This window comes from Roseisolibacter sp. H3M3-2, from assembly GCF_029211165.1.
GTDB lineage: Bacteria > Gemmatimonadota > Gemmatimonadetes > Gemmatimonadales > Gemmatimonadaceae > Roseisolibacter.
Genome location: NZ_JARGEK010000405.1, coordinates 1 through 3976, shown reverse-complemented (window position 1 = coordinate 3976; position 3976 = coordinate 1). Strand labels below are relative to the sequence as shown.

The following is a 3976-nucleotide window of genomic DNA, read 5'->3' as shown; positions in this document are numbered from 1 at the left end:
GGGGAGCTGGGCGCGCGCGCGCTGGGCGCCGCGCGCCGCGCTCGGCTACGGCGTCGTGACGGCCGCGATGCTCGGCGCGCTGCCGTGGATCCTCCGCCTCCCCGCCGACGCGCACCGCGGCGTGCGGGCGGGGGCGGCGGCGGTGCTGCTCCTCTCGGCGGCGCTCGCGTGGTACCTGCGTGGTACCCTCGGCGCGCCTCGGCCGCCGCGGCGTGACCGGGGCGGCGCGCGCGCGGTATGATCGGGAGACCCCCGCGCGCCGCCCACAGATGCCGACCCGCCGTCTCGCCCTCGTCGCCGCGCTCCTCGCGGCGTGCAGCTCGTCGTCCACCGCGGTCGGGGGGCGCGAGGAGCCGGCGCTGCTGCGGCTGGGCGAGCAGGTGGCGCGCGTGGACGTGCCCGACGCCGCGACGCTCGGGACGCCGCTGGTGGTGACGGTGACGACCTTCGGCGGCGGGTGCGTGCGCGAGGCGGCGCGCGCCGAGGTGGTGCCGCTGCACGCGACGCAGGGGGGCGCGGCGGCGGTCCGCCTCTTCAACCGGCACACGGGCGGCGAGGCGTGCACCGACGACCTGCGCTTCATCGAGCACCGCGTGGCCGTGCCGGTGACGTCGGCGGGCACGCTGCAGCTGCGGATCGAGGGCGCCGCGCGCGGCGCCGAGTCCAACTGGCAGCTGGCGCCGTGGGCGATCACGCGCGTCGTCGTGGTGCGGTGACGGGCGGGGACGCGCGGCTCCTCGCCGACGCGCCGCGGCTGCCGGAGCTCGCGACCGCGCGCCTCGTGCTGCGCGCGCTGGGGCCGGCCGACGTCCCGGCGCTGTTCGCGGTGTTCGGCGACCCCGAGGTGTGCCGCTACTGGAGCCGCCCGGCGCTCGCCGACCTCGCGGAGGCCGAGACGCTGCGCGCGGAGATCGACGCGCACTTCGCGGCGCGCACGCTGTTCCAGTGGGGGATCGCCGAGCGGTCGTCGGGGGGCGTCGTCGGCACCTGCACCCTCGCCGACCTGACGCCCGCGCACGGGCGCGCCGAGGTGGGCTTCGCGGTGGCGCGCGCGGCGTGGGGGCGCGGGTACGCGGGGGAGACGCTCGGCGCGCTCGTGGCCTTCGCGTTCGGCCCGCTCGGGCTGCACCGGCTGGAGGCCGACGTCGACCCGCGCAACGCGCGCTCGGTCCGCGTGCTGGAGCGGGCGGGGTTCGCGCGCGAGGGGCTGCGGCGGGCGCGCTGGCGGCACGACGGCGAGTGGCAGGACTCGGCGATGTACGGGCTGCTGGCGCCGGCGCGCTGACGCGCCTATTCGTTCGGCACACCCCGACGCCCGGGAGGGCCGATGACGAACGCAGGTGCCATGGTCGCGATCATGGCCGCCGCCCGCGCCCGCCGCGTGCAGGAGGTGATGGACGCCTTCCGCCTCGCCGGCGCGACGGCGCCCGAGCGCGCGCGCACCCTCACCGCGCTCGGCGTGGTCCACGACGCCGAGCTGGCGACGCTGGCCGAGGAGGGGGTGGTCGTCCAGGGGCCGCAGCCCGGGACGTGGTACCTCAGCGAGCCGGCCGTCGTGGCGCGGCGCGACCGGCGGCCGACGCGCGCGGTGTGGCTCGTGGTCGCGGTCCTGTTCGCGCTGACGGCCGTGCTGGTCGGCGTCCTGGTCGCGACGCGGAACTCGCAGTAGCGGCTGCGCGGCTGCGCGGCTGCGCAGCCGCTACGCCGCGTCGTCCCGCGCCGCCGGGGGCTCGCCGAGGGTCGCGAGGAAGGCGCGCGCGGCCGCCGGGTCGGCGGGGGCGCGGCGGTTGGCCTCCTCGACCTGCTGCACGATCTCGCCGCGCAGGATCGTCACGTCGGCCGGCGCCTGGATGCCGAGGCGGACGCCCCCGCGCTCGCACGCCAGGACGACGATGGTGATCCCCCCGTCGAGCACGATGGATTCGCCGGCACGGCGCCCGAGGATCAGCATCAGATCATCCCGATGAGGGTCTGCATCATCTCGTCGGCGGCCGTGATCACCTTGGCCGCCGCCGCGTAGGCCTGCTGCGCGCGCATGAGCGTGGTGAGCTCCTCGTCGACGTTGACGCCGCTCACCGAGTTCCGACGCGCGTCGGCCTGCTCGAGCAACGTCCGCCGCACGGCCGCCCCGCCCTCGGCGTCCTTCACCTGCGCGGCCAGCGCGCTCGCCGTCGTGCGGAAGAAGTCGGCCATGCTCCCCGGCGGCGTCGTCTTGCGCCCGGCCGGCACCACCGACCGGTCGACCACCGTGAAGTCGATCGTCTCCAGCACCACCCCGCCGAGCGAGGCGGCGGTCGCGCTGCGGAGGCCGGCCATCGCCAGCGCGACGTCGTTGCCCGCCGGGCTGGTGAGGCGCGACGAGGTGGCGGCGATCCGCGACGCGTCGCGCTCCAGCGGCGCCGCGAGGGCGATGTTGCGCGCCGTCACCACGCCCGCCACCGGGGGCACCGCGAACGGGTCCCCCTCCTGGAACGTGCCGCTCGCCTTGTCGACGAAGAACGCGTCGTACGGGGCGAGCGCGGTGCCGTCGTTGCCGCGCTGGTGGACCGCGTTGACGGCCCGCGCCAGCGTGTTGGCCATCGCGTCCATCCGCTCCTGCGTCTCGGCCAGCTCGCCGTTCTGGAAGTCGAGCAGCGTCTGCACCGCGCCGCCGACGCTCAGGATCGGCTCGGCCGGGGCGCTCGCCAGCGCGAGGCGCAGCGTCGGCCCGCCGTCGGCGGCCAGCTGCACCCGCTGCGCGTGCACCCCGTCGACGATCGTGTTGTTGCCGAGCAGCACGGTGACCGAGCCGTCGCGCTGCGGCAGGACGCGCGTCTCGCCCAGCTTCGACATCCGGTCGATCGCCAGGTCGCGCTGGTCGCGCAGGTCGTTGGCCGACTGCCCGCCCACCTCGGCCGACACGATCCGCCCGTTCAGCTCCGCCACCGACTGCGCCAGCCCGTTCAGCTCCGTGAGCGCGTTGTCGAGGCGCGTCGCCGTCTGGGCGCGCAGCTCGGTGAGGCGCGCGTCCATCGTGTTGAGCTGCGTCGCCACGTTGCGGGCCCGCTGCTGCACGACGCTGCGCGCCGCCTGGCTGGTGGGCTGGTTGGCGAGCTCCGACCACGACGACCAGAACGCGTCCATGGCCGCCGACAGCCCGTCGTCCGACGGCTCGCCGAGCACCTGCTCGACGGAGCCCAGCAGCTCGTGGCGCAGCGTGGCCGCGCCCTCGCCCGACGCCTCGCGGCGGTAGGACTGGTCGAGCAGGACGTCGCGGGCGCGGCGGATGTCGTCGATCGCCACCCCCGTGCCGATGCTGCCGTACGGGAAGCGCTGCGGGGTCGCCGCCTGGGCGTCCACGCGCTGCCGCGAGAACCCCTCGGTCTCCGCGTTCGCGATGTTGTGGCCGGCCGTCTGGATCACGGCCTGCTGGTAGTTCAGCGCGGTGCGCGCGACGCTGAAGATGCTCGTGAGGGACACGGGGGCCTCCGGCGCGTCAGGCGGTGCGGTTGACGAGCCGCCCGTCGCCGGCGAGCACGCGGGCGTGCGCCTCGCCGCTCGACAGCGCGTCGCGCAGCACGCGCCGGTTCACGTCGACCTCGCGGGCGAGCGCCGCGGCGCTGGCCTGCAGCTCGTCGCGGGCGCCGCGCATGGCCTCGGTCATCTGCGGGCCGACGACCTCGTCGAGGTCGCGCATCGGGAACTCGTCGACGCCGGCCAGCAGGCGGCTCAGCTGCCGCCGGCGGAGCCGCGCCTGCCCGAGCGTGGCCAGGATGCGGTGCGTGGCGAACACGGTGTCGTCGACCGTCTGCAGGTCGTCGCCGGCGACGGCGGCGCGCTGGCGGCGCATGGTGGCCGCCAGGTCCTCGACCAGCTTGCGCTCGGAGCGCAGCGAGTCGAGCAGCGCGTCGAGCACCGCCGGGGCGTGCGGGCCGGCGACGCTCGGCGGGCGCGACGCGCGCTCCCGGGCCGCGGGGTCGCGCGGCGGGTCGCCGGC

Annotated in this window: 7 protein-coding genes; 4 read left to right on the top strand and 3 right to left on the bottom strand. The window is 77.0% G+C overall.

Annotated elements, in window-relative coordinates; genetic code table 11:
- The 4 genes from PYV61_RS21975 to PYV61_RS21960 all read left to right on the top strand — a co-directional run.
- A partial coding sequence (locus tag PYV61_RS21975) for a hypothetical protein (RefSeq protein WP_275835694.1) occupies positions 1–241 on the top strand: 241 nt, incomplete at its 5' end.
- 28 nt (positions 242–269) lie between these two features.
- The gene (locus PYV61_RS21970) at positions 270–716 is read left to right on the top strand and encodes a hypothetical protein (RefSeq protein WP_275835692.1); all 447 of its coding nucleotides are present in this window, start codon (positions 270–272) and stop codon (positions 714–716) included.
- Positions 713–1285, top strand: a complete 573-nt coding sequence (locus tag PYV61_RS21965; protein WP_275835690.1) for a GNAT family N-acetyltransferase — start codon at positions 713–715, stop codon at positions 1283–1285. The genes PYV61_RS21970 and PYV61_RS21965 overlap by 4 nt, the downstream gene beginning before the upstream one ends.
- A gap of 42 nt (positions 1286–1327) precedes the next feature.
- Complete coding sequence (locus PYV61_RS21960; RefSeq protein ID WP_275835688.1) at positions 1328–1669, top strand: hypothetical protein; 342 nt, start codon at positions 1328–1330, stop codon at positions 1667–1669.
- A gap of 30 nt (positions 1670–1699) precedes the next feature.
- Here PYV61_RS21960 and PYV61_RS21955 read toward each other — a convergent pair whose 3' ends face one another.
- From PYV61_RS21955 to flgN, 3 genes are all read right to left on the bottom strand, one after another.
- Entirely contained in the window at positions 1700–1951 is a 252-nt protein-coding gene (locus PYV61_RS21955; RefSeq protein WP_275835686.1) for a carbon storage regulator, read from the bottom strand.
- Positions 1951–3459, bottom strand: a complete 1509-nt coding sequence (gene flgK / locus PYV61_RS21950) for a flagellar hook-associated protein FlgK (RefSeq protein WP_275835684.1) — start codon at positions 3457–3459, stop codon at positions 1951–1953. Before flgK ends, PYV61_RS21955 begins: the two co-directional genes overlap by 1 nt.
- A 16-nt stretch (positions 3460–3475) precedes the next feature.
- Positions 3476–3976, bottom strand: a 501-nt coding sequence (gene flgN / locus PYV61_RS21945) for a flagellar export chaperone FlgN (RefSeq protein WP_275835682.1), incomplete at its 5' end; no start/stop codon positions are given.

Bases quoted from the DNA above. Each gene is read 5' to 3' on its own strand.
- PYV61_RS21955 (WP_275835686.1), bottom strand. From the start codon at position 1,951: ATGCTGATCCTCGGGCGCCGTGCCGGCGAATCCATCGTGCTCGACGGG.
- PYV61_RS21960 (WP_275835688.1), top strand. From the start codon at position 1,328: ATGACGAACGCAGGTGCCATGGTCGCGATCATGGCCGCCGCCCGCGCC.
- PYV61_RS21970 (WP_275835692.1), top strand. From the start codon at position 270: ATGCCGACCCGCCGTCTCGCCCTCGTCGCCGCGCTCCTCGCGGCGTGC.